This is a genomic window from Bacteroides thetaiotaomicron VPI-5482 (assembly GCF_000011065.1).
Lineage (GTDB): Bacteria > Bacteroidota > Bacteroidia > Bacteroidales > Bacteroidaceae > Bacteroides > Bacteroides thetaiotaomicron.
Map to the genome: position 1 here is coordinate 84,402 of NC_004663.1, position 24,710 is coordinate 109,111.

Sequence of the window (24,710 nt, forward strand, 5' to 3'; positions counted from 1 at the left end):
CTTATTTTTAGAAGTTACCAGTAACGTTCATCCGCCGAACCGTACAAAGCCATTACCCGGTCAGTGTCCTTTTTCTTTTTCGCCCGCAGGTAGGAAACGGAAATATTTTTGCGGGTATAATAACTCACCAAATCCCGGTAGTTCCTGATGGCGTTATACGTCCGGTCGATAACGTCCATCCGTTCTTTATCCGACATGGAAAGCCCGTTGATGTTCACCACACTTTTCATTTCTTCCAGCACATCGGAACTTTCCTGCAACAGTTGGGTATAGCCATAGGCAATGGCGGAAAGTTCGTCCGGCGTGTAGTTTTCATCCGAAAGCATCTTCTGAAAACTGTTCACATAGATGTCGGAAATCTCACCGATAAGCAGGATAGACTTTTGTACTTTCCGGGCATCTTTGACAAGGTTATGCACTGATTTTAAGGCATCATAATAATCTTTTCCCTGTTGATAAATCTTTACCGTTTCCTGAAAATTCTTTATCATATTCTGTGCGGTCGAAGAAGTCTGAATGATGTTCTTTGACGCATTGATAATCCCTTGCGCCAAGTTGCCGGGGTCACTCACCACCCACTGTGCGTTTACCTTTCCGACAAACAGGCTGCATACTACGAGCAGCATTATAATCTTTGTTTTCATACGCTTACTTCTTTATTGGTTGGTTACTCCGTTTATATTCTCCGCCGGGAGAAAGCAGAATCCGGTCATTCTCTTTGTCATAAGTCAGCAGGACGGACAACCCCGTTTCGATGAACAGGTTTCCGTCTTGTTCTGAAATCTGATAGGTTTCCGTTTGGATAGTCCCCCGGTAGGTCTTTCGATAGGTCGTTACCCGGTAATGCCCGTTTTCCTCAAAGAGAGTAAACGCCGGACGGTTTTTCACGCTTTCCCAGTCGCCACGCATCGCCCTAAGACGGTCGGCGTTCGTTTCCTTACAGGAAGAAAGCCCCAGTAACAAGGTGCATAACAGCACCGGAAACAAGAATTTTAAATGTTTCATACTGAATGAATTTTAAATTGTTAATTGATTATTTTTCGGGATTGCGCTTGCTTTCGGCAAGCCGTTTGATAGCAAGTTCGAGATTACCGCCCAACTTTTCGGACAAGGCGAATAGTTCCATCTTTTCCGTTTCTTCGGTGGTGTATGTAAAATATTCTTCCAAACTCACTTCGGTAGCATATACGGCTGATTGTGTACCGCCTAAGCCTATCCAAACTTCCTTGTATTTCCGGTTCGGATGATTGGCAAGGTTGATGGAAAGCATCTGTGAACGTTCCTTATCGGTCAGTCCCAAAAGGTTCTGTATGCTATCGAATTTATTAAGGTATTTCCTTTGGTCGAGCAGTATCTTACAATCAGAATTGTTTATAATACTCTCTTTTACAATGGGCGAGGAAATAATATCTTCGACCTCTTGGGTAACTACAATCGCTTCGCCGAAATACTTTCTAACGGTTTTGTATAAATATTTTATGTAATCCGCCATATTCGCCGATGCAATCGCTTTCCACGCTTCTTCTATCAATATTAATTTCCTGATACCCTTTAGTTTACGCATTTTGGAAATAAATACTTCCATGATGATAATCGTAGTAATCGGGAATAAAATTTTGTGGTCTTTGATATTATCCAACTCAAAGACAATGAAGCGTTTATGCAGCAAATCAAGCTCCTTGTCGGAGTTCAGCAGGTAATCATATTCGCCCCCTTTGTAGTAAGGTTCTAATACATTCAGGAAGTTGTCTATATCGAAATCCTTTTCCCGGACGTTCTTTTCTTGCAGGTGCGCCCGGTAGTCATTTTTCACATATTCATAGAATGTATTGAAGCAGGGAGTAACCGAACTATCCTTAGTAATCAGTTCGATATAGGAACTTACGGCGTTTGACAAAGCCACTTCTTCCGCCCGTGTGGGTGCTTCATCGTCCCTTTTCCAAAGGGTCAGGATAAGCGTTTTGATACTCTCTTTCTTTTCAATATCGAATACCCCATCTTCCACATAGAAAGGATTAAACGCTATCGGGTTTTCAGTAGTATAGGTAAAATAAATCCCATCTTCCCCGTGCGTTTTCCGGTTTATCATTTCACACAATCCTAAGTAACTGTTTCCGGTATCAACCAGCAGGACGTGCGCATTTTGTTCGTAATACTGGCGCACCATGTGATTGGTGAAGAATGATTTGCCGCTACCACTCGGTCCAAGTATGAACTTGTTGCGATTGGTAATGATACCTTTTTTCATTGGCAGGTCTGAAATATCAATGTGCAACGGCTTTCCTGTGACCCTATCCACCATCTTGATACCAAAGGGAGAAAGCGAACTTTTGTAGTTCGTTTCTTCGGTGAATAGGCAAAGAGCCTGTTCAATAAAGGTGTAGAAACTTTCTTCCGCCGGGAAGTCCGCCTGATTGCCGGGTATGCCCGCCCAAAACAAGGTCGGTGTGTCGGTGGTGTTATGACGTGGCTTGCACTCCATAAGTGCGAGCTGTGACCCCACATCATTTTTAATGTGTTTGAGTTCGTCCCGGTCGTCACTCCATGCCATGATATTACAATGGCATCGCACGGAGATAAGCCCCTGTGAATGTGCTTCGTTCAAATATTCCTCTATCCAAGACTTGTTAATCTGATTGGCACGGCTGTATTTGGAAAGGGAGTGCATATTGCGAGCCATCTTTTCAAACTGTTTCAGGTTCTCCGTATGGTCGTCAATGAAGATGTACTGGTTATAGATATGGTTACAGGAGAGCAACACGCCCACCGGAGAAGCAAAAGATAATCTGCAATCGCTCCGGTCGGTGGATAGCTTTTCATAGCGGGTATCAGTTCCCACCTTGCCCGGCATATCTTCCGCATCCGAAAGAGTATGCAAACAAAGAATATCGTCACCTATACGCATATCTCCGGCGTTCAGTTGAATATCTTTCAATGTGGTAGTGTCTGTTTGTGAGAGTGAAAAGTATTTTTCCACGATACCCGCCGTTTCCTTTGTCCCGGTGATTTCGTCCGAAGTCAGGCGGGTAAGGGTAATGAAACCGCTATCATTCATAATGCTTTCAAACTGCCCCACCGCTTCGAGGAACTTTGTAACCGTTTCCTTGTCCTTTATCTCTTTGGGGACAAGGAAGCCCCGGCAAAGAGTAGAAAAATTACTCTGCATCCGGCTACGTTCCTTTGTCGTTTTCGTCAGAAACAAATAGCAGGTATGGTTTAAGAACGGTCTTTCATTAAAATGCCGTTCAAAGGAACGGGAAAGGAAACTCAAATCATCCTTTTGGATGTCAGGCGCATAGTTTTCTTTGATGAACCAGTCCTGTTTATGAACGATGCTGTAATCGGGCAGCACCTTTACCGCCTTGTTCCAAGCGGAATGTATCGCTTCGTATTCGGCTGCCGTGACGGTGAACAGTTCCGGCAGTTCCACCCGGAACGCCACCGTTATGTCGGCGTCTTTGGAAACGATGCACCCGTTTTCCACCGTGAACAGTGGAAACTTGTTTTCCAGCGTAGTAGCTTTTAATATATTTCTCATTTCGATGCTTGTTTTAAATGGAATAATCGGGATATGGCTTTTCGGTTGATGATATGGAAAGGGTGGCTTTTGCGTGCGGACAATTTCATTAACCCGTGTGTCCCGTACTTTTCGTTTAACCGGAATGTGAGCCATACAAGCAACGTTGCCGAAGTAACGCCGAAGATGATGCACACCCACTGGTTAATGCCTACCATGTACATGATGATGAAAAGCACGAACAGGGCTAACAGCCCGCCCGCAAAAATGAAAAGATACTGACTTTTCAACCCTTTAAACTCAACTGGCTTGCCTATCCCCTTGTTAATCGGATAGTCTGCCATAGTCCATTTCTTTAGAGGAAGAATGAACGTAGGATAGTGGCAGCGACAATCAAAAAGATACAAGCACCGAACCACGAAGCCGCCGTTTTACTGGTGTCAGGGTCGCCCGAAGAAAACTTGCCATATACTTTCACGCCGCCAATCAAGCCCACCACCGCACCGATGGCGTAAATTAATTTTGTTGCCGGGTCGAAATAGGACGTTACCATGTTGGTAGCTTCTGTAATACCCGCCATGCCGTTACCTTGTGCAAACGTAGCGGATGCAGCCAATAGAGCGACTGCCGAAAAGAGAACTTTCTTTTTCATTATAAATACATTGATTTTTAAATTGCCGGACGGTTGGATAGTCCGCCCGGCGGAGTGATTAATAATTGATATTTTTGTGGTTGTGGGGAATGTTCCCCATGTTCGGAAAGGTTTGTTTAACCGTAATCTTTTTGTTTCATCATCTTATTATTTAAAGTTTACCATTAAAGAAAATCGTTCATGTCAAAATCTGCCATTTCATTACTTCCGGCAACCGGGACGGTGGCGGGCACGGGTATCTCATGCTTTTGTAAAAGTTCCGCTACCCGTGACCTGCCCCCGTTTATCTGCTCCACCAGCGAATGAAACAGGTTTGTTTCCGTCCGGCAGATGGTTTGAACGGCTTGCCGTTCCTCTGTGTCGGACGCTTGTTTTATTTGAATGACCTGTACCATTTGCGCCAGCTCACCCAACGTGATACCCTGTGCCATTTCCGGTTCACCGTCACCCATGTAGCAGGCGATTTCTTCCGCTTCGATTTCATCCGCCGAAACGTCCGTTTCTTCCGCATCTTCCGTTTCAAATTCCATTTCAAATTCGGTTTCAATCGCTTGCGCAGCAGGTGTTTCAGTTACCGTTTCATCGCTTTGCGGGACAAATATAGAAGCATTATCAACCCCTTTTGAAAGGTGTCCTGATATGTCCCCGTTTGTCCTCATTTGTCCTATACGGTAACGGCTTGCACCTACAAGACAATCACCGTTTCCGGCTTTCACGGTCGGTTTGTTTTTGGGCTGTTCCGGCTCTCTTTTCCCACCCGTGAACCATGTTCCCAAGCTATCCCTGTATCGCCATAAGAGAACGGCGTAATACAGGAGTGTTCCGATAATAAACCATTTCAACATATCAAAACGGCTTTTCAAATTTGCTTTCGTACAGTTCGTTTATCTCGTCCTGAAACTGGTCGAAATGACGGAGCAGGATATTTTCTACATAGCTGCTGACGGTTGCCTTGCGTCCGCCAATAACAGTTACTATCTTCATTAGCTTTTCGTGGGTGGTACGGCTGACATATAACGGTTGTCGGTCGGTCAAGTCCACCCGCATGAAATAGGTTTCCCGGTAATCGCCCGGAGTGTTCTTTTTCCGGCGGGCAGGTTCTTTCACCGCCTTTTCTTCCTTAGGTTCTGCCTTGATTTCTTCCTTATTCACTGTTTCCGGCTTATCCGGTGTTTCCACTGTTACCAATGGTGTTTCCTGTTTTTTCACGGGCAAGCCCTGTGAAATAATCTCTTTCATAAAATCCTCGTCAATTTGCGGTTTCCCGCCGCTTTGCTTTGCCATATCGTTACAGTTTTATAAGGTATGCGATTTCGGTTATCAGTTCTTCTATGTTACTGCCTTTTACCAGCCGTTTGTCCGCCGGGAACAGCGTAGAACGGAACACGGTTTTACGTTGTGCGTCCAGTTCCTTTTTAAACCTTTTGGTGTCCGGGATAAATACTTTCATAAGGGGTAATTCCAGTTCCCCGATGGTCTGTTCATACAGGGTGTACAGGTCTGTTTTTTCCCGCCCATCTACCATGTTCCAAAACAGGTGCAGCCCTTTCAGTCGGCACGCTTCATTCTTTACCAGCAGTTTGTTGATAGCTACCGCAAAGGAAAGGCTGCTTTCCAATACCACCCGGTCGGCGGCTATGGGAGTGAAAATGTAGTCCACCCCTGAAAGCGAATTGATAACACCCTCACTGTTCACCGTTCCGGGCAGGTCGAAAAAGACCACATCATAATCCGACCCGGCAGACGCAAGAAATTCATCCGCCGTTTTTATCGCTTCGTCCGGTGAACTACACAACACCGGGTACGCTTTCTTTCCCAGTGTTTTGAACTGGCTGAAAGCAAGCTGTTTGTAATAATCGTCACCGTTCACCTGTTCGGCATCCCGTTTGCGCATGGCACTGATACTGTGCTGCGGGTAATCGCAATCCACGACCGCCACGTTATACCCTTTGAGATAATACAGATAACTTGCTACCAAAACGGTGAATGTTGTTTTGCCGACCCCGCCCTTTTGGGTGGAGAAAGCCACATACAAGGTTTCTTTCTTCATTGTAATAATTCTTTTTTGTGATACATCTTTATTTCATTCCATCCGTACAGATTGACGGATGGTTTTCTTTCGTTCCATGTTGAAAGCTCGAAAGCCGGAATGACTTCTTTTTCTCTTTCCTTGTTTCTTGTTATCTTTCTGCAAAGACAGCTTGTTTTCTTTGCAGAAAGTTTGCTTTCCCGATTGAATGACAGTTTTCTTTCAATCATTCCATCCGGTTTGCTTTCCTGCTTTCTTGAAAGATTGCAATCTTGAAATCTTGTTTTCAAGTTTTCAAAACCGCTTTCTTTCCGTCCGCTTTCCGTTCTATATTTCCATCTATCCATATTGCTATCTTTCTTAAATCCGGGACAAATAAACATAGAAAAACAACCCCTTTCGAGATGTGTCCTCAAATGTCCCCGTTTGTCCTCATTTGTCCTATAACCCGCTATTTCACAGCATTTTTAATACCCGTTACTTTGCAACCGAAAGGTATCGGTCAGGCTAACCAAGCCCCCGCCGCCGGGAGCGTTCCAATATCCGCTAACTCCAATCCGTCCGTAGGCGGATTTTTATTTGCACTGGCAAATAGCAAGGTGTGTTCTAAGCAGCTTGAAATTCTTTCAGCAGCTTTGAACGCCTTGCCCGGACGAAGCCGGGATAGGGTCACTCCGAAGTCGTAACCCTTTAAAGAAATGAAACATGAAACAGAAAAATGAAAATGCGCCCCGTCCGGGTGGCGCAGGACGAAAGCCCAAAGCAGACCCGGCAGTGTTCCGGTACTCTATCAGCTTCAATGCGATAGACCACGCCCGCTTTTTGGCATTGTTCGACCAGTCGGGTATGCGCACCAAAGCGCATTTTATCACCGCCCGCATCTTTGGCGAACCGTTCAAAGTGATTAAAATCGACAAGGCGGCGGTAGAATATTATACCCGGCTGACCGCTTTATATTCCCAGTACAGGGGTATAGCCGTGAATTATAATCAGGTGGTAAAGGCTCTCAATACCAATTTTTCGGAGAAGAAAGCACTCGCTTTTCTCTATAAACTGGAAAAGGCAACGATAGAACTTGCCGACCTGAACCGCCAAATTATTGAACTGACCCGTGAATTTGAAACAAGATGGTTGCAAAGATAAGCGTAGGCAGTTCCCTGTTCGGTGCACTTTCTTACAACCAAAACAAGGTGGACGAAGAACAGGGAAAGGTACTTTTAAGTAACCGTATGTTTGAAAGTGAGGACGGAAATTTCAGCATCCGGCGTTGTATGGAATGTTTCGATATGCACCTGCCCGCAGACCTGAAAACGGAAAAGCCGATTATCCATATCTCCCTGAACCCGCACCCGGACGATGTACTTTCCGATAGCCAGCTTGCGGATATAGCCAAAGAATATATGGATAAGTTGGGGTACGGCAACCAGCCGTATATGGTTTACAAGCACGAAGATATTGCAAGGCATCATATACATATCGTTTCCATCCGGGTGGATGATACGGGCAAAAAGATAAACGACAAGTTCGAGCATATCCGCAGCAAACAAATCACCCGTGAACTGGAACAGAAGTACGGGCTGCATCCGGCAGAGAAGAAACAGGCAGCCGACCGCCCCGAACTTAAAAAGGTGGACTACCGGGCAGGGGACGTAAAGCACCAGTTATCCAATACGGTGAAAGCCCTTGCCAGCAGCTACCGTTTCCAAAGTTTCACGGAATACAAAGCGTTGCTATCTATATATAATGTACAGGCAGAAGAAGTGAAAGGGGAAGTGAACGGCAAACCCTATAACGGCATTGTCTATTCGGCAACCAATGACAAAGGGGAAAAACAAGGCAACCCGTTCAAATCATCCTCTTTGGGTAAGTCGGTAGGTTACGAAGCCATCCAGCGACACATCAAGAAATCCACAAAAGACATTCAGGACAAGAACCTGAAAGAGCGTACCCGCCGGACGGTCGGCGCAGTGATGAAATCCGCCCATAGCCGTAAGGAACTGGAACAAGAACTGAAAAGGAAAGGTATAGACGTTCTTTTCCGGCAGAACGATACAGGCAGGATATACGGTGTAACATTCATCGACCACGAAAACCGTACCGTCCTGAACGGTTCACGGTTGGGAAAGGACTTTTCCGCCAATGTGTTCAACGACCTGTTTTCCGGCTCCCGTACTTTGTCGGGAAACAGCAAACAGGAAACGCAGGAACAAAAACCGGAATATAACCCGACCGGACATCTTGAAAATACAGGAAAAGCCATTGCGGGACTGTTCAGCCTTTTATCCGGTGGGAATGATACGCCACCTGATAACAGCCAAGTTCCACCACCCAAGAAGAAAAAGAAGAAGAAACAAAGACGTATTTAATAAATATAAAAATTTCAATTATGCAGAATGAAGATGATTTAAGAGGACTTGCAAAGGTCATGGACTTTATGCGGGCAATCAGTATTTTATTTGTAGTGATAAACATTTACTGGTTTTGTTACCAGTCGTTCCGGCAGTGGGGTATCAATATCGGGGTAGTCGATAAAATCCTGTTGAACTTCCAGCGTACCGCCGGGCTGTTCTCCAATATCCTATATACCAAACTTTTTTCAGTGGTATTCCTTGCGCTTTCCTGTTTGGGTACAAAGGGAGTGAAAGAGGAAAAAATCACATGGAACAAGATTTATGTATTCCTGACAATCGGTTTTATCCTGTTCTTCCTGAACTGGTGGTTATTGGTTTTACCGTTGCCACTGGCGGCAAACACGGCATTGTATATCTTTACCATGACAGCCGGGTATCTTTCGTTATTGGCTGCCGGAGTGTGGATTTCCCGCCTGTTGAAAAATAACCTGCTGGATGATGTGTTTAATTTAGAAAATGAAAGTTTCGCACAGGAAACACGCCTGATAGAAAACGAATATTCCGTAAATCTTCGTTCTCGTTTCTACTATAAAAAGAAGTGGAACGATGGATGGATAAACGTTGTAGCAATTTTTCGTGCGTGCATCGTTGTTGGAAATCCGGGCAGTGGGAAGTCTTTTTGTGTCGTAAACCAATTTATCAAACAGCAAATAGAAAAGGGCTTCGCAATGTATCTGTATGACTACAAATTTCCCGACCTTTCGGAGATAGCCTACAATCATTTGCTTAACCATTCGGACGGGTACAAGGTGAAGCCCAAATTTTACATAATCAATTTTGATGACCCACGTAAGAGCCACCGATGTAACCCGATAAATCCGGCGTTTATGACGGACATATCGGACGCATACGAAGCCAGTTACACAATCATGTTAAATTTGAACCGCAGTTGGATAACCAAGCAAGGGGATTTCTTTGTGGAAAGTCCTATTATTTTACTTGCTTCTATAATATGGTTTTTGAAAATATATCAGGGTGGAAAGTATTGTACATTCCCGCACGCCATTGAATTTCTGAACAAGAAATATGCCGACACGTTTACAATTTTAACCAGTTATCCCGAACTGGAAAACTACCTTTCACCGTTCATGGACGCATGGGAATCCAATGCGCAAGACCAGCTTCAAGGGCAGCTTGCAAGTGCTAAAATCCCACTTTCAAGAATGATTTCACCTGCCCTGTATTGGGTAATGACAGGGGATGATTTTTCACTGGATATAAACAATCCGGAAGAACCTAAAATTTTGGTGGTAGGCAATAATCCCGACCGTCAAAATATCTATTCCTGTGCTTTGGGACTGTATAATTCCCGTATCGTGAAGCTGATAAACAAGAAGCACCAGCTAAAATGTTCCGTAATCATTGACGAGTTACCGACCATCTATTTTCGGGGACTGGATAACCTGATAGCAACGGCACGAAGCAACAAGGTAGCGGTCTGTTTGGGCTTTCAGGATTTCAGCCAGTTACGCCGGGATTATGGGGATAAGGAAAGCAAAGTTATCGAAAATACGGTAGGTAATATTTTTAGCGGTCAGGTGGTTTCTGAAACGGCAAAAACGCTTTCAGACCGTTTCGGAAAGGTCTTGCAGAAACGCCAAAGCATGACTATCAACCGGAATGATAAATCAACCTCAATCAGTACGCAGATGGATAGTTTGATACCGCCCAGTAAAATATCTAACTTAACGCAGGGTATGTTTGTGGGTGCGGTTAGTGACAACTTCGATGAACGCATCGAGCAAAAAATATTCCATGCGGAAATTGTGGTGGATAACGAGCAAGTGAAACGGGAAACTGCCAACTACAAGAAGCTGCCCCAAATTATAGATTTCAGGGACGAGGACGGGAACGACCGGATGCAGGAAGAAATACAGGCGAACTACAACCGGGTCAAGCAAGAAGTCCAGCAGATTGTCACGGACGAAATGGAACGGATTAAGAACGACCCCAATTTGCAGCACTTAATAAAAACAGAAGAATAGAAGATTTTTCAGACAAACGGCAGCTTTTTACAGGCTGCCGTTTTTATTGGCAGGGACAAATAAGGACAAACAGGGACTAATGAAGCCACCTATTCCCAAAGCCTTAAATATACTCTATTTCATCCTTACTTTTACTTCCGAAAATTTATTTACTCACTAAAATTCAAAACATTATGGATGTAAACACAGCCAGCCAATCCACCACTGACGAACAGATGATGGATATTCTTCTTGTACTGGATAAGGAGAAAAAGACAATCAGCGCAGTAAAAGGCGTAGATGAAAACGGGGAACTCCAAACCGTACCGCCGGAGAACAACAGTGAACTTTTGAAATTCGACCGTCACGGTGATTTCTTTTCCAACTTCTTTTCCAACATGATGAACCAGTTGAAGAACCCGACCCGTTTTAACTTCTTCAAAATCCCAAAGATTGAACTTCCCAAAATCGAGCCGATAATCAGGGATAATTTCAATCATCCGACACCTGAAAACGAAGCGGGCATAGAGCGTTACCGGGTGACACCTGAAACCGTGAAGCAGGAAGCGAAGAAAGAACAACAGGAAACCCAAGCCCAACAACCACAGCAGCCAGCCAAAGAAGCGGGAGCAATGGCGCAAACACCGCAGCAACCCGACAAAAGCAAGTATGTGATTGACCCGGATAAAGTGGACTGGGAAGCCTTGAAGAATTTTGGTCTATCCAAAGAACAGCTTGAAAAGGCAAAGGCTTTAGAACCCATGTTAAGGGGCTACAAGTCGCCCGGAGCGTTTACCATCGCCGGAAACTATAATTCAGCCATTATGAAACTGGACGCACGTTTATCTTTCCGGCACGACAAAGACGGGAATGTAGTTTTGGCGATACACGGCATCCGACAAAAGCCGGAACTTGAACGCCCGTTTTTCGGACATGAATTTTCCAAAGAGGATAAAGCCAATCTTCTTGAAACGGGGAACATGGGACGGATAGTAAACCTGAAAAACTATATCACGGGAGAAATGATACCTTCTTTTGTCAGTGTGGATAAGGTAACGAATGAACTGGTTTCCATGCGTGCAAGCAGTGTTCAAATACCGGATGAAATAAAAGGTGTCAAACTGAACAAGGAACAGAAACAAGCCTTACGGGAGGGAAAAGGCGTATTCCTTGAAAACATGATTTCCAACCGTAAAAATCCCTTTTCCGCAACTGTTCAGGTCAATGCCGACAAGAAAAGTCTGGAATTTATCTATCCCAATGCCAAACAGTCACAGGAGCAAGGGCAGAAACAGACACAGCAGAACAGCCTTGTCACCAGTGACGGTGTAACCATTCCCAAAAGCATTTCAGGAATAGAGTTATCCCGCCAGCAACAGCAGGATTTAGTCAATGACAAAACCATCTTTGTTGCCGGACTGAAAGACAAGCGGGGGGTCGAATATGATGCTTATATTCAGGTGAACCATGATAAGAAGAAGTTAGGCTTTTACAGTGACAATCCCAGCTTTGACCGTTCCGCCGTGAAAGAAATTACCCCCGCCAGCAAGAACCGCACACAGGTAGCGGTCAATTCGGAAGGCAAGACCAACGAAGCCACCAAGAAAGTGAAAGAACCCTTGAAAAAGGGTCAGGACAAGCCCACTGAAAAGCAAAAAACCAAGCAGGATAAAAAGGAGAAGCAGGAGCAGACGGACAAACCCAAACAGAGCAGGGGACGCAAAAGATGATAGCGGTGTTAATCCTTATCCCGGTTGTCGGTTTCGCCCTGTTTACCCTTGTCTGTTACAAAACAGACTGGGAAGCCATAGACGAGCAGAACCGACAATTTTATGTAGATGGCTATCACATCTATTATGACCGGAAAATCCTAAGACAAAAAGAAGTGGAACAATTAAAATCAAAATTAGAATGATTGCAGTAATCGGAGAAAAACCAAGCGTGGCAAGGGACATTGCCCGTATTTTAGGAGCGAGTGAAAAACAGGATGGCTATCTTTCAGGTAACGGGTATCTCGTTACCTGGGCGTTCGGCCATCTTGTCGGTTTGGCAATGCCGGAAGCATACGGCATACAGAGTTTCCGCCGGGAAAGTCTGCCTATTATCCCGGATAGTTTTCAACTTACACCCCGACAAGTGAAAGCGGAAAAAGGGTACAAGGCAGACCCCGGCGCATTGAAACAACTAAAAGTAATCAAAGACGTATTCGACCAGTCGGATAAGATAATTGTCGCTACCGATGCAGGGAGAGAGGGAGAACTCATATTTAGATATATTTACAATTACATTGGATGCAACAAGCCCTTTGTCCGTTTATGGATAAGCAGCCTTACCGACAAGTCAATCCGTGAGGGACTGCAAAACCTGAAAGCCGGTAGCCTGTATGATAACCTTTTCCTTTCGGCACAGGCACGCAGCGAAGCGGATTATTTAATTGGAATTAATGGTACACAGGCTTTAAGTGTGGCAGCCGGACAAGGCATTTTTTCTTTGGGACGGGTACAGTCGCCCACGTTGGCAATGATATGTACCCGCTTTTTGGAGAACAAGAACTTTGTCCCACAAAAGTATTGGCAACTGAAATTACAGGCGGCAAAAGACAATGTTTCCTTTGCTGCACTGTCCACAGACAAATGCGATAAGCAGCAGCCCGCCATCGACACGCTGCAAAGGATAAAGGAAGCGGAAACAGTACAGGTGAAAACCGTAGAGCGTAAGGAAGTGAACCAAGAACCGCCGTTGCTCTATGATTTAACCACGCTCCAAAAAGAAGCGAATACCAAACTGAACTTTTCCGCAGACAAAACCCTATCCATCGCACAAAAGTTATACGAGGGTAAACTAATCAGCTACCCCCGAACCGGAAGCCGTTATATCTCACAGGACGTGTTCGAGGAAATCCCGGAACGTCTTGTCAATTTGGAACAGTACACCCGTTTTGGCGGATATGCCGCCGGGATGAAAGGCAAAGCCTTAAATTCCCGTTCCGTGAACGATGGCAAGGTAACAGACCATCACGCCCTGATAGTGACTGAAAACCTGCCCGACAAGATGGAAGCGGACGAACAGGCAATCTACGAACTGATAGCCGGACGGATGTTGGAAGCCTTTTCTGAAAAATGCGTCAAAGACGTTACCAGTGTAACGCTGGAATGTGCAGGGTCGCTTTTCACGGTCAAAGGGTCTGTAATCAAGTCCGCCGGATGGCGTGCCGTATTCGGCGAGAAAGAGGACGGAGAAGATAACGCTGCTTTGCCAGCCATGCAGGACGGAGATAGTTTACCGCTTTCCGGCATTGAATTACTGGAGAAACAGACCAAGCCCAAGCCGTTACACACGGAAAGCAGTTTGCTTTCTTCGATGGAAACAGCAGGTAAGGAACTGGAAAACGCCGACCTGAAAGCCAGCATGAAAGATACGGGTATCGGCACGCCCGCAACACGGGCAGCCATCATCGAGACGCTGTTTTCCCGCCAGTATATCGTCCGGGAGAAAAAGAACCTTGTCCCTACCGAGAAAGGTCTTACCGTTTACAACATCATCCGGGACAAGAAGATAGCAGACGTTGAAATGACGGGAATGTGGGAAAATACGCTTGCCAAAATAGAAAGCGGGGAAATGAACCCCGACACGTTCCGCAAAGGCATCGAAGTGTATGCACGGCAAATCACGGCTGAACTTTTGGATGTTCAACTTTCTTTCGTTTCGGGCAGTGGTTGTATCTGCCCGAAATGCAAGACCGGGCGCATCCTTTTCTATCCGAAAGTCGCCAAATGTTCCAATGTGGATTGTTCCGTTACCATCTTCCGCAACAAGAGCGACAAGCAGCTAACGGACAAACAGATTACCGAACTGGTGACTACCGGGAAAACCGGGCTAATCAAAGGCTTTAAAAGCAAGAACGGCAAAGTCTTTGACGCTTCACTTGCCTTTGACGGGCAGTTTAATGTTACTTTCGTGTTCCCTGAAAAGAAAGGCAAACCGAAGAAATAAGACGAAAATCGTTATATTTGCCACAGAAAGTTTCATTATAGATAGATTTATAATTGAAATTTTTGTGGTTGAAGCACCCGGAGGGACACCGGGTGCTTTTTTAAATCATTCTCCTTTATACTGGTAGGTCAGGTAAACGACCTGATTGTCTATCACCCGGTGTCCGGTCAGTTCCCACTTCGACCCGAAAGTCTTTCCTATAAACTTGATACCGTCCCCAAGCATGACCGGAACGATATACAGCGTTATTTCATCCAGCAGGGACGCTTCAATCAGCGAGGTTATAAACTTACCGCCGCCAATGACCTGAATATCGGTTTCCGAACTTGATTTAAGTTCATTGATTGCCCGTAAGGGTATATCGGTAAGAAAGGTTACATTCTCCTTTTTCGTCACATTGGTGTCGTAGTGGGACACTACAAAAGTCTTTTTACTTTTGTACGGCCATCCGCCCCAACGTTTAAAAATCATGTTATAGGTATTCACTCCGGCAAGAAATATACCGGGTTGTTCATAAGCTGCCGAAATTTCCTTTTTAACGTTTTCCGGCATCCAGTCCAAATCATTATCTTTTCGGGCAATGAAGCCATCGAGAGATACAGCAATACAAGTTTTTAAATGTTTCATAAGTTGGTATCAAACAGTTTTTAGTTATAAACTGTTCGCCAGTACGTCTAAAAAAAGCGTGAACTCACACTATTCCAACGTAGAGGCACTGGTACGCCTAAGAGAAGAAACAGGCAAGCCCACGCTATACAGAAGTATAGCATGAACATTGCGCATAAATCTCTTCTCTTTGAAAATTACCAGTTTTCTACGTTGAGACGTTCTGCGAACGCTATGTTATATATAAAAGCAATCGGCTTTTCAACCTATGCTGTTATTGTCTTATGAAACTGTTGCAAATATACAGAAAGTCCCGGATATACCCGAACAGGAAAAAGAAAATCCTGTTTTATCTCACGACAAAACAGGATTAAAAGCTATTAGAAAAGAAAAAATTAGTCGGTTTTTTCACGGATTAACTTGTGTACGTCCGTGGCACGGTAATAACATCTACCATCCAACATAAGGAAAGGGAGTATTCCTTTTTTTCGATAACGGGTCAGTGTTCGAGGGGCTACTTTCAGAAGCAAGCATAAATCCTGATTATCCAGCAGTTCTTCACCATCCAAACAATTACGTCCTTTTATCACCCGGTCTATTTTCTTGTCCTGCATATCGAACCTATCCATGATACGCTCCATCCATGCGGTAAAATCGTCTTTATCTATATACATAAGGCTACCTGATTAAATTAAACCAATCATAAAATAACTTTGGTTGGACGGGTCTTTAATGATAATATCCCGTTCCCGCATGAAACGAACATAGCTTTTGGCAGTACGTTCTTTCACGTCCAAAACCTGCTGCAACCTGTTCGCACAGGTCTATATAGGTAATATGTGTCTGCCGTCCAAAAATATCACGGGCAACGCATACCAGTTCCTTTTCCTTGCGTTTCTCTTTTTCCTCTCGTGGCTTTTCCCCTTTATAAAGGTGCATCCCGGCTGCTTTGTCCCAAGCAAAAAGCATCAAAGGAACGTCCAAAGGACTACCGTCACGGACTTTCAGGGCTTTTACCACCGATTGTGTAGGTTCTTCGTCCTTTTCGATGGAAAGGATAGTTGCCGCTTTGCGCTGTAATTCCGAGCCTAAATGCCCCCGGAGCTTCAATCCATTGGGTACGAAATGCAGCACGCAAAGAATACAGGTATTATAAATTCCTGCCAGTCGGTATAGTTCATCTATCACCGCCACACTTTCCGCTTCATCATTGGCACTTTTCACAAGGTCGGCGATACCGTCTATCACTACTAACTGTATGCCCCCATATTGGTAATAGAACTTATCCATACTCTGAACAATGGCGTGCAGACGTTCTTTGCGGGACATCCCCGTCAAACAAAATGCTTTCAGTTCTTCCGGTTTGTCCGGTTGCTTCGCACGTGCTAACAGGTTACTTACATTCTTGAACAGTTGTACTTCGGATTGTTCCGTATCGTAAAGTAATACCGCTTTGCGCTTACTGTTGGCAGTAATCTGTATGCCGAGAGTATCAACTTCCTTATCCGGCTGGCAGATGCAGCCTGCCAACATAGCAGCGATATAATTACTTTTACCTGTTCCCTCGCCACCCGTAATGCCGAACAGGTTTCCTTGTGTCCCCAGTGGAACGTCCCCGGCAGAAATTATCACCTGTGCTTTTGCCGGGGGATTATTGAAGTCTATTTCGCACGATTTAAGCATAATCAATGTATCACTATATAGGTTATCTAAAAATTCGATAAACAATTTCAGGAAATCTTCACGGGTATTCCCCGCTTTAAAATAGTCGGAAATATCCTTTTCTTCTTTCGTGCCGGAAAGCGGTAAAAGCAGCCGTTTTACTGAAAATTCTTCCAACTGTTTTTCCTGTTTGCGTGCGCTTTCCTTTCCCGTTTTATCGGTATCATACAATAAGATGATGTGTTTAAACCGGAAAGTCAGTTTATAAATCAGGGTAGGGGGAACAGTCACCGTTTCACTGTTGAAGCAGATAGCATGGAAACCATGTGCAGCCAATGACATGACATCTTTTTCTCCGCCCGTAATAAACAGTGTATCACCTTTTGCGGGTAGTTGTTCCAATCCGAAACAATAATTATCTCCGAAATTACCCCCATAGAGGAAACGAGTTTTTGAGAATGGACGATACAGTTTTATATATCGTTTACTTTTATATCCGTACATTGGTTCTGTTACGGATGAAGTATAAGTGAATTGTGTTCCATCCGCTGTTACACTCTGAAAATCCCGTAGGGAACAGACCTTGTACAGTTCCAATATTTCCGGTGTGATACCATACTGTTGCCAGTACATCAATTCAGCAAGCGGAAATTTCTGTTCCCTGAACTGGTAAGGTTTGCTTTCCTTCTCAGGTGTTTCTTCCAATATATTATCCACCACACGGCAAGAATTACGGGTAACAGGTATCGGGTTACCTGTTGCCAGTCCTAATCCCAAATCCCGGTCGATGGTTTCCAGTATCTCCACAAAATCCATCGAATTATTGCAGTCCAACCCTTTAAGTTGCCCCACGAAAAAGAAACAATCACCGCTATAATTGTCATTGCCAAAATCTTTCATCTTATATATACCACTTCGGCGGTCGAAATAGATATTACAGGACGCTTTATTATCTTCATAAAGCGGGTTCAAGAAATTTCGACCTATCCGCCAATTACCGGGTACATAGTGCTTGAATACAGATAGCCCGTTACTTGTCCTTTCTAATATTTCTTCTTTCCTTAACATATAGGTGGTGGTTGGTTATCAGGTCTTGAATATTCTCTTTATTGCTCTTTATCAGTCGTTCTTCCAGCATCCGTTTTACTTCGCTTATTTTGTAGAAGTAACGCCCCCGAATATTGGAGTAGGCAATAGTTCCAGCCACTCGCAAACGTTGCAGTGTCTTTTCACTGATTTTCAAAAATGTGCAGACCTCGTAACTATCCACCCAAATTTCATCTTCATTGGTACTTTCCGCTTCCGTGTGATTGAATATGTAATCGGCGATAGCGGTAATTTTGTTGTCTAAATCCTTGTAGGCTTTTGACTCGAATGTTATTATCTCCATTTTGCTAACTAATTGATTTGCTGCAAAGTTGAAGCATTTGAAAAAATAAATCTTCCAACCTCTTTCCAAGTTGGAAGATTTATTTTTTTGAGGATTTTAGCCTAAAAACCATCTGTTTTGAGCTGAAAAGTAAGAAAAAATGGGTGAAAACGGGTAAAAACAAAAACAACCAAGTTGGTAGATACTTGGTTGTTTTTGTGCTTTTGTTTTTTATAAGTTGTCGTCTTCATCCATTTTCTTCAGCAAACACTTTATTAGGTTACTAAGAAATGAAGTCCGGTCTTTCTTCCGGTCTTTTATTGTTATATAAGTCCGATAGTAATCCCCTAAATCAACTTTGAAAGATGCTTCTAAATAAGTCATAATCTCTTTAATATCTGCTTTACCATTATTCAAGACACACGCAGCATAAATAGAATATCCAAGTTCTACTAATGCTATCTTTGGAGCAGTCCATCGAAAAGGGTGTTCAGAAAGAAATGCTCGACTTTCTTCAATGATTATTTGCTTATCTACATAATGTAGCCTTTTATTCAAATAAATGCTAAGCATATCATTTGCTAATATTTGTGCTGCTTTGTGGTCGTAGCAAGTTGAAAATTCCGGGTCACGGTCATAAGGGGTACAATTCGGGCATAGTTTAAAATCAATATGCCCCCTTACAAAATAATGATTATCTAAATGTGTCGCTTTGGAACGGTAATATTGATAGAAGTCTAAATTACTTTCAAAATAGGAGGTCAGTTCATCCAATCTGTCATTGTAGTGCTTCTTTACTACCTCAATGCTACCATTCGGTTTTCTCATTTCAGCGTTATACACATCTGTGAAGTATAATAATCGTCCCAAGACTTCCGGTTTTATATATTTGAAAAAATAAATTTCCTCTTCTTTACTTTCAAACGGATGCTCAATAATAATCGTTCTTAATTCTTCGAGTGATTTTTGTAGGAACTCTACTACTTCAAATATTAAGTCTATTGAAATATTCCAATTATCAATATCTATTTTATCATAGATTACAAGGTCTATGTTCTTTATAAAATTCTCATATTCGATTTCGCTATTCATGTCATATATTCTTCTGTCATTTATATTGCAAATAGAAGTTTATTTTTATATTTTAATATACAATAAATAAATGTAGAAAGTATGTGAGCATACTTCCTACATTAGATAGCCAATTAAAAAATTGTATTAAGTTAGTTTCCTTTCAAACAGAATATTGATGAATGATTTTAGCCACAGCATCCGCAAGAGTTACCTTGATTTTCACTCGTATCATTCTTTTCTGATACTTTGGTTTCGTCCTTTTTCAAATTCTCTGACGGATTTCCATCTTCTTCTACTTCCTCTATTTGCACTCCGCAACTACATTTACAAGGTTTCGGAGCAAATAGAGAGGCAAAAAAGCCTTTCTTCTTATCTTCCTTTTCTTCCATAATTGAACTATTTATTTTTAAGTGATTATAAAAACAGGTTAAATACATAACCTGCGATAACTGCCGTTAAAAAGATAACCGCCACTATCATGCCTACCAGTTTTTTCTTGAATATACTGGCAAGCATACTCATTTCGGGAATAGCCATTCCTGCACCACCGATAACGAGGGCAATAACCGCCCCGATGCTCATACCTTTGCCCATCAATGCTATGCCGATGGGGATAGCTGTTTCTGCACGGATATACAGAGGAATACCCAATACGGCAGCCACAGGTATAGCGAGAGGATTGTCTGCACCTGCTATTTTCAACACAAAATCTTGCGGCATATAGCCATAAATGCCAGCACCGAGAGCAACACCTATCAGTAAATATATCATAATAGGTCTAAGGCTCCCCCACGCATTTATAAAAGCAATCTTTATTTTTTGGCGGAAAGGAAGCAACCTTTTGTTTTTAGGCTGTTCGCTGCCTGAACAACAACTGGGTTTCACCCGAACATTTTTCACATACTTTTGTGCGCCTATTTTTTCGAGAACATATCCAAATGCAACGGAACAGATAAAAGCGATGACAAAATAGAAAACCATTGCCTTAAATCCTACCAAAGCTCCCAACATACCTATAATGATAGGATTGAGTAATGGAGAAGCTATCAGAAAGGACATTGTAGAACCAAATGGAACTCCTGCATTTAGAAAACCTACTGTCATAGGAATGGTAGAGCAAGCGCAGAAAGGGGTTAATGCCCCAAATCCGGCAGCTATGACATTGCCCATAATACCCGAACCTGATAGCTTTTTCCGAATCGTTTCTTCCGGGATATACATCAGTATAATTTCTACGGCTGCGCTGATTAACAGAAATAAGGCTATCAACTCAATCGTAATAAATACGAAGTATTGTAATGTGTCTAATAAAGTATTCATAATCTATTGAATTAAAAACTATTTATTAATTAAATGTAGTGTCACAACAGCTTTCTTCCTGTTCAGGTTGTGGCTGTGTTCCGCAACATTTCTTTTCTTCTGGTTGCACTGATTGTGTGTTTGCCGGGCAGCATCCGCCACTTTCATTGCTTTGGACTGTTTGATTTTTATTTCCAATAAACAGAACGAATACAAGTATTGCCACACCTAACCACAAGAAGAATTTTTGGAAAGACTTTGATTTGGAACGTCTTTTCAGATTTGTTTCTGAAACATTCGTTCCACATCCACAAGTTTCTTTTTTGAAATAAACTTGATAAAAGCCAAAGAGTAGGGAGATGATGGCAAAGCCAATAAACCAACCTTTATACTCTGCAAAAAAACTAAGTTGTGACGCTCCAATTCCTAATGTTGCTAATATTCCGGCTAATATAGGTAGCCCACAGCAACTTATTACACCTAATAAAGCAAGTAATGGTGATATTACACTTGCTATCATCGACCAAATTGTTCCTGACTTGCCCATTCTTATTTTACTTTAGGAAACCAACTTCTTGTATTATTGGCTATTTTTACTAACATAAGCATTACTGGAACTTCAACCAATACGCCTACTACGGTAGCCAGTGCAGCACCGGACTGTAAGCCGAAAAGAGAAATAGCCACCGCCACCGCCAACTCAAAGAAGTTACTCGCACCAATCATTCCGGCAGGTGCGGCGACATTGTGGGGTAACTTCCACCACTTTGCCCAACCGTAGGCAACAAAGAATATCAGAACCGTTTGCAGGACAAGCGGGACGGCAATCAAGACAATATGTAACGGATTGTTCAGTATCGTTTCCCCCTGAAACGAAAACAGGATGATAAGCGTTAATAGCAATCCGCCAACCGTATAGTTATCGAACTTGCGGACAAAGACGGTATTGAAATAGTCTATTCCTTTTCGCCGGATAACCGTTACACGGGTTACTATTCCGGCAGAAAGTGGAATGACAACAAACAGTACGACCGAGAGTATAAGCGTGTCCCACGGGATAGAAACGCCACCGACACCCAACAAAAACGCAACGATAGGAGCGAAAGCAACCAATATTATTAAATCATTGACTGCCACTTGCACCAATGTGTAAGCTGCATCCCCTTTGGTTAAATGACTCCATACAAACACCATCGCCGTACAGGGTGCAGCACCTAACAGAACTGCCCCAGCTAAATATTCTTCGGCTAATCCGGCAGGGATTAATGACTTGAAAATAACGTAGAAGAATAGATAAGCTATTCCAAACATGGTGAATGGCTTTATTACCCAGTTCGTCACACAAGTAATGACAATCCCTTTCGGACGTTTGCCTACGTTCTTGATGCTCTGAAAATCTACTTTCAGCATCATGGGATATATCATTAACCAAATCAGGATAGCCACAGGTATAGACACGTTGGCATATTCAAATTTGCTCAATGTTTGCGGTATTGCCGGAAGATATTGTCCGATGGCTATCCCGATAACGATACACAAGGCTACCCAAATAGTCAGGTATCTTTCAAAAAATCCAATTCCTTGTTTCTTTTCCATAATGACTGCCCTTTATTTTAATTGCGGTTTTAATTCTTGCAGGTAAAAATCATAGAAACGCATTCTTATTTCATCCCGTACCCGAAGAAATTCACTATTTATAAACTCCGGTGTCCCGGTCGCTTCTGATGGGTCGTCAAATCCAATGTGCAATCTGTTTTTTACCTTGCCTGTAAACATAGGGCAGCTTTCATTTGCGCCGCCACATACCGTTATCACATAGTCCCATTCGTGCCCTAAATACAGGCTAACGTTTTTAGGGGTATGGTTGGTAAGGTCTATTCCTGTTTCAGACATAACTTTTACCGCCATCGGATTAACCTTTTCAGCAGGTTTTGTTCCTGCTGAAAAGACATCCATGTTTTTATCGAATGACTGTAAGAAACCGTGTGCCATTTGGCTACGGCAACTGTTACCAGTGCAAAGGATTAAAATCTTCATATTCTTATAAGTTTTTCCATTCAATCAGGGCAGTATTGCCCTTTGACAATTCTTCTACTTTCTTAATCCAAGTCAATTCACTTTGCGCTTTTGCTTGCAAAAATGAATTTGCTGTATTTGTCAATGACAAACAGGCATTTACTACCCACCATTTGTTGTTAATCCCGGCACGCTGCAAATCCATTTGTAGGCGTTCTGCTTCAAAAACAGGTGTTGCTTCGGGTAAAGTGACTATTACTACTTCCGTTTCCTGTGGATTGCGTAAACGGGGTAATAAATTGGCTACTGCTCCGGTTACTTCTCCCTGTGTACGTTCTACTTCTTTGTGATAGCTTTGGGTAGCATCCAAAAGCAACAAAGTATGTCCTGTTGGTGCAGTATCAATCACTACGATTTCATTCTCCGCTTTATCTACAATTTCAGCAAAAGCCTTAAATACGGCGATTTCTTGCGTACATGGTGAACGTAAATCTTCCTCTATATATTCCATATCTTCGGCAGTCATGGTTTCGGCAGCTTTGCTACGAACTTCATTCTTGTATTTTTCCAGCACTTCCGCTTCGTCTATATGGCTTACCGTAATACCTGATTTGATGGCAAAATCATAGTTCAGGTGATTTGCCGGGTCAGTAGTGGTAAGATGAACCTTTGCACCGAGCTTTGTTAATTTCAAGGCTATTTCTGTGGCTAAGGTCGTTTTTCCTACGCCACCTTTTCCCATTGTGAACACTACTCGTTTACCGGAAGTATAGAGGTCATTTACCAATTCATCTATACTTTTGCTATCAGTTATCGGCTGATAACGAATTTCATTCGTAATACTATCACTGTATAGCATACGGCGGATATTGGCAATATTGGATAAATTGTAAGAACGCAGAGGAACGCTATACATGGGATATTCAGATAATGCAATAGGCATACTTTGTAACGCCTTTTGCTGCCTGTTATACAGTTGTTGTGAAACATTGTCTGCTTCATCTAATTGCTGTAAAACACCATTTATCACCAATAGCTGATTTTTAATTCCCAATAGTTGTAATTCATGCGAAGAACGGGCAGCTTCTTTCAACGGTGCTATTTCAGGACGGCTTACCAATACTAACCGGGTTGCGCTTGTATCAGACAATGTATCAACCGCCTGTTTATAGATACCTTTCCTTTCTTCCAAGCCTGATAATTGTCCTAAACAAGATGCGCCATGTGTACTTTCACTAATAAATGTACTCCATGCCGATGGAAGCTGCAACATTCGCAATGTGTGTCCGGTAGGTGCTGTATCAAAAATAATGTGGTCGTATTCCTTCGCTTTATCAGCATCGGTGATAAAGTCTGAAAACTCATTAAAGGCAGCGATTTCTACCGTACAAGAGCCTGAAAGTTGTTCTTCCATATTTTGAATAACGCTTTCAGGTAATTGTCCTCTAAAAGGTGCAATCACACTTTCCCTGTACTCTGCTGCTGCCTGTTCAGGGTCAAGGTTTACGACCGTCAGCCCCGGTACTTCTGAAATAGCTGTACCATGTCCGTTTAGGGTTTGATTGAAAACATCTTGCAGGTTAGAAGCCGGGTCTGTACTGATAAGAAGAATTTTCTCCCCTTTATCAGCTAATCCCACTGCCGTAGCGCAAGCAATAGAGGTTTTTCCTACTCCACCTTTTCCTGTGAAGAATAAGTATTTTGTTAGTTCTATATCGGATAAATTAAATGCTTTCATTATTCTGTATATTAATTTGTTCAACGATTATTTAACGGGCATCAAGTCTAAATTAATTCCTGTCCATTCACTCATTTGTTTAGTTGTGGGATAATCTTTAGAAACTGCAATTTCACCATCCACCAAAGTAATAGGCAGTGCTTCTGCACCATTCTTTTGAAGATATTGGTTTACAGTCTTGTTACTTACATAAACTTGCGGTTCGTCCCGCAAATTATGACGGGTAACAACAACACCCTGTCTTTTCAATGTTTCGATAACAACGGCTATCCTCATTAATTCAGGATTAATATTAGTTCCACACAAACCCGTAGGGCAACACATTGCCGGGTCAAAAATTTCTATTGTTTTCATACTGTCTTTTATTTTAATTAATACAT

Annotated in this window: 26 protein-coding genes and 1 pseudogene; 6 read left to right on the forward strand and 21 right to left on the reverse strand. The window is 42.9% G+C overall.

Annotated elements, in window-relative coordinates; genetic code table 11:
* Positions 1 to 14 precede the first annotated feature (14 nt).
* The 9 genes from BT_RS00435 to BT_RS00475 all read right to left on the reverse strand — a co-directional run bounded on the left by BT_RS00435 (position 15) and on the right by BT_RS00475 (position 6,545).
* Positions 15 to 644 (reverse strand): DUF4141 domain-containing protein, encoded by a 630-nt coding sequence (locus tag BT_RS00435; protein ID WP_011107102.1) that lies wholly within the window; start codon positions 642 to 644, stop codon positions 15 to 17.
* 4 nt (positions 645 to 648) lie between these two features.
* Entirely contained in the window at positions 649 to 1,005 is a 357-nt protein-coding gene (locus BT_RS00440; RefSeq protein WP_011107103.1) for a DUF3876 domain-containing protein, read from the reverse strand.
* 28 nt (positions 1,006 to 1,033) lie between these two features.
* Positions 1,034 to 3,538 carry a TraG family conjugative transposon ATPase gene (locus tag BT_RS00445; protein ID WP_011107104.1) on the reverse strand — a complete coding sequence of 835 codons (2,505 nt, stop codon included), beginning with the start codon at positions 3,536 to 3,538 and terminating at the stop codon, positions 1,034 to 1,036.
* Entirely contained in the window at positions 3,535 to 3,861 is a 327-nt protein-coding gene (locus BT_RS00450) for a DUF4133 domain-containing protein (protein WP_011107105.1), read from the reverse strand. Before BT_RS00450 ends, BT_RS00445 begins: the two co-directional genes overlap by 4 nt.
* Before the next feature lie 11 nt (positions 3,862 to 3,872).
* Positions 3,873 to 4,169, reverse strand: a complete 297-nt coding sequence (locus tag BT_RS00455; RefSeq protein WP_011107106.1) for a DUF4134 domain-containing protein — start codon at positions 4,167 to 4,169, stop codon at positions 3,873 to 3,875.
* A gap of 164 nt (positions 4,170 to 4,333) precedes the next feature.
* Positions 4,334 to 5,014: a hypothetical protein gene (locus BT_RS00460; RefSeq protein WP_011107107.1), complete on the reverse strand. Its 681-nt coding sequence runs from the start codon at positions 5,012 to 5,014 to the stop codon at positions 4,334 to 4,336.
* 1 nt (position 5,015) lies between these two features.
* Positions 5,016 to 5,453: a DUF3408 domain-containing protein gene (locus tag BT_RS00465; RefSeq protein ID WP_011107108.1), complete on the reverse strand. Its 438-nt coding sequence runs from the start codon at positions 5,451 to 5,453 to the stop codon at positions 5,016 to 5,018.
* Between the two features lie 4 nt (positions 5,454 to 5,457).
* Positions 5,458 to 6,219, reverse strand: coding sequence for a ParA family protein (locus BT_RS00470; RefSeq protein ID WP_011107109.1), 762 nt, complete (start codon positions 6,217 to 6,219; stop codon positions 5,458 to 5,460).
* Positions 6,216 to 6,545 (reverse strand): hypothetical protein, encoded by a 330-nt coding sequence (locus BT_RS00475; RefSeq protein WP_105100255.1) that lies wholly within the window; start codon positions 6,543 to 6,545, stop codon positions 6,216 to 6,218. The genes BT_RS00470 and BT_RS00475 overlap by 4 nt, the downstream gene beginning before the upstream one ends.
* Positions 6,546 to 6,903: 358 nt before the next feature.
* On the opposite strand from BT_RS00475, the gene mobA reads away from it, so the two are divergent.
* The 6 genes from mobA (at position 6,904) to BT_RS00510 (ending at position 14,566) form a co-directional block, all read left to right on the forward strand.
* Entirely contained in the window at positions 6,904 to 7,341 is a 438-nt protein-coding gene (gene mobA / locus BT_RS00485) for a conjugal transfer protein MobA (RefSeq protein ID WP_007216065.1), read from the forward strand.
* The gene (gene mobB, locus BT_RS00490; protein WP_011107110.1) at positions 7,326 to 8,564 is read left to right on the forward strand and encodes a conjugal transfer protein MobB; all 1,239 of its coding nucleotides are present in this window, start codon (positions 7,326 to 7,328) and stop codon (positions 8,562 to 8,564) included. The genes mobA and mobB overlap by 16 nt, the downstream gene beginning before the upstream one ends.
* 20 nt (positions 8,565 to 8,584) lie before the next feature.
* Entirely contained in the window at positions 8,585 to 10,594 is a 2,010-nt protein-coding gene (mobC, locus tag BT_RS00495) for a conjugal transfer protein MobC (protein WP_011107111.1), read from the forward strand.
* Between the two features lie 173 nt (positions 10,595 to 10,767).
* Positions 10,768 to 12,303: a DUF3945 domain-containing protein gene (locus BT_RS00500; protein WP_011107112.1), complete on the forward strand. Its 1,536-nt coding sequence runs from the start codon at positions 10,768 to 10,770 to the stop codon at positions 12,301 to 12,303.
* Positions 12,300 to 12,488, forward strand: a complete 189-nt coding sequence (locus BT_RS00505) for a hypothetical protein (protein ID WP_011107113.1) — start codon at positions 12,300 to 12,302, stop codon at positions 12,486 to 12,488. The genes BT_RS00500 and BT_RS00505 overlap by 4 nt, the downstream gene beginning before the upstream one ends.
* A complete protein-coding gene (locus BT_RS00510) occupies positions 12,485 to 14,566 on the forward strand; it encodes a type IA DNA topoisomerase (protein WP_011107114.1) in 2,082 nt (693 codons plus the stop codon). The genes BT_RS00505 and BT_RS00510 overlap by 4 nt, the downstream gene beginning before the upstream one ends.
* 105 nt (positions 14,567 to 14,671) lie before the next feature.
* On the opposite strand, the gene BT_RS00515 is transcribed toward BT_RS00510, so the two are convergent.
* From BT_RS00515 to arsD, 12 genes and pseudogenes are all read right to left on the reverse strand, one after another.
* The gene (locus tag BT_RS00515; RefSeq protein WP_015532708.1) at positions 14,672 to 15,193 is read right to left on the reverse strand and encodes a dihydrofolate reductase family protein; all 522 of its coding nucleotides are present in this window, start codon (positions 15,191 to 15,193) and stop codon (positions 14,672 to 14,674) included.
* A 374-nt stretch (positions 15,194 to 15,567) separates the two neighbouring features.
* Entirely contained in the window at positions 15,568 to 15,846 is a 279-nt protein-coding gene (locus BT_RS00520; RefSeq protein ID WP_005926255.1) for a helix-turn-helix domain-containing protein, read from the reverse strand.
* Positions 15,847 to 15,858: 12 nt separating this feature from the next.
* A pseudogene (locus BT_RS00525) lies at positions 15,859 to 17,902 on the reverse strand (AAA family ATPase).
* The gene (locus BT_RS00530) at positions 17,865 to 18,224 is read right to left on the reverse strand and encodes a helix-turn-helix domain-containing protein (RefSeq protein ID WP_011107117.1); all 360 of its coding nucleotides are present in this window, start codon (positions 18,222 to 18,224) and stop codon (positions 17,865 to 17,867) included. Before BT_RS00530 ends, BT_RS00525 begins: the two are co-directional and overlap by 38 nt.
* Positions 18,225 to 18,434: 210 nt before the next feature.
* Positions 18,435 to 19,295, reverse strand: a complete 861-nt coding sequence (locus tag BT_RS00535) for an RteC domain-containing protein (protein WP_011107118.1) — start codon at positions 19,293 to 19,295, stop codon at positions 18,435 to 18,437.
* A gap of 167 nt (positions 19,296 to 19,462) precedes the next feature.
* Positions 19,463 to 19,666 (reverse strand): hypothetical protein, encoded by a 204-nt coding sequence (locus tag BT_RS00540; protein WP_015532707.1) that lies wholly within the window; start codon positions 19,664 to 19,666, stop codon positions 19,463 to 19,465.
* Positions 19,667 to 19,691: 25 nt separating this feature from the next.
* Complete coding sequence (locus BT_RS00545) at positions 19,692 to 20,597, reverse strand: permease (protein ID WP_011107120.1); 906 nt, start codon at positions 20,595 to 20,597, stop codon at positions 19,692 to 19,694.
* 25 nt (positions 20,598 to 20,622) lie between these two features.
* The gene (locus BT_RS00550) at positions 20,623 to 21,123 is read right to left on the reverse strand and encodes a hypothetical protein (protein WP_011107121.1); all 501 of its coding nucleotides are present in this window, start codon (positions 21,121 to 21,123) and stop codon (positions 20,623 to 20,625) included.
* A 2-nt stretch (positions 21,124 to 21,125) separates the two neighbouring features.
* Positions 21,126 to 22,172, reverse strand: a complete 1,047-nt coding sequence (gene arsB, locus BT_RS00555; protein WP_011107122.1) for an ACR3 family arsenite efflux transporter — start codon at positions 22,170 to 22,172, stop codon at positions 21,126 to 21,128.
* Between the two features lie 12 nt (positions 22,173 to 22,184).
* A complete protein-coding gene (locus BT_RS00560) occupies positions 22,185 to 22,613 on the reverse strand; it encodes an arsenate reductase ArsC (RefSeq protein ID WP_011107123.1) in 429 nt (142 codons plus the stop codon).
* Positions 22,614 to 22,617: 4 nt separating this feature from the next.
* Positions 22,618 to 24,330: an arsenical pump-driving ATPase gene (gene arsA / locus BT_RS00565; protein ID WP_011107124.1), complete on the reverse strand. Its 1,713-nt coding sequence runs from the start codon at positions 24,328 to 24,330 to the stop codon at positions 22,618 to 22,620.
* A gap of 27 nt (positions 24,331 to 24,357) precedes the next feature.
* The gene (arsD, locus tag BT_RS00570) at positions 24,358 to 24,684 is read right to left on the reverse strand and encodes an arsenite efflux transporter metallochaperone ArsD (protein WP_011107125.1); all 327 of its coding nucleotides are present in this window, start codon (positions 24,682 to 24,684) and stop codon (positions 24,358 to 24,360) included.
* Positions 24,685 to 24,710 lie beyond the last annotated feature (26 nt).